This window comes from Oleiphilus sp. HI0061, from assembly GCF_001635675.1.
This window is the reverse complement of record NZ_LWFE01001708.1, coordinates 1-1,004: the sequence shown is the minus strand read 5'-3', so window position 1 is coordinate 1,004 and position 1,004 is coordinate 1. Positions and strand designations below refer to the sequence as shown.

The 1,004-nt window shown below is 44.1% G+C and carries 2 protein-coding genes; both read right to left on the bottom strand.

The genetic code is table 11. The features are described from left to right. On the bottom strand, nucleotides 1-297 hold a 297-nt coding region (locus tag A3735_RS26300; RefSeq protein ID WP_156499938.1), incomplete at its 3' end, for an HDOD domain-containing protein. A 115-nt stretch (nucleotides 298-412) separates the two neighbouring features. Beyond that, a partial coding sequence (gene rsgA / locus A3735_RS26295; RefSeq protein ID WP_068638945.1) for a ribosome small subunit-dependent GTPase A occupies nucleotides 413-1,004 on the bottom strand: 592 nt, incomplete at its 5' end.

Below are 1,004 nucleotides of genomic sequence, written 5' to 3'. Positions count from 1 at the left end.
AAAGGGTTGCTCGTTTATCAGCTCTGTTAGGCGCTCAATGCCAATCATACTAATGGCGTGTGCCAGTGTCTTACTGCTCGGTGTATCTTCTAGCTGGCTATCATTGGCGTGTGACATGACGTAAAAAGCCAAGATTGGGTCTTTATTAACGTGAGCAGCCAGATGAGAGTATGGAATAACCTTTTTTTCTAGCATACGAATGACTTTTTGACCCACTTTAAATGGCGAGGGAAGTGACTTTGTCACCAGAAAGTTTGCCCAGCCTTCAGCGCTATCGGGCATTTTTGAGTCAGTCATAAAGCTAATGTAATAGATTGATAGTTAGGAGTTGCGAGCAATTTATTGAAAATAGCTCACTATGACTAGAGTATAGATTGGATTTTTAATAATGCAGGCAATTAATGGCTGAGTATTATTGGTAGGTTTCTTTGTCGCCGAGTGTTTCTCTAATTCTGCGGTAACTATTCATGCGCTCTTCACTAATCTCACCTTTGTCGTAGGCGTCAAGGATCGCGCACTTGGGCTCATTATTATGTTTGCAGTCACGAAAACGGCAGTAGCCAATATGCGGCCTGAGTTCGATAAAACCTTCCAACAGTTCTTGCTCATTGATATGCCATAAGCCGAATTCTCGTATGCCCGGTGAGTCAACAATTCTACCGCCACCCGGAATATGAAAAAGCTTGGCTGTCGTCGTGGTGTGAGTACCTTTACGGGATACTTCCGAAAGCGCGCCGACTTTAATGCTCTGATCACCCAGAATACTACGAATCAGTGAAGACTTGCCGACACCGGATTGGCCAACGAAGACGCTGGTGTAGTTTTTTAGCCAGTCGAATAAGGTGGACTCACAATGCTCGACTTCATTGGCTGAGGTCTTGAGTACTTCATAGCCAAGTGCTTCATAGCTTTGGCAGAGTTTTTCTATCTGAGCGCGGTTATTATCATTAATCAAGTCGCTTTTGTTAAACAGTATGGCAGGCTTGATGTCGAGAGTTTCAGCG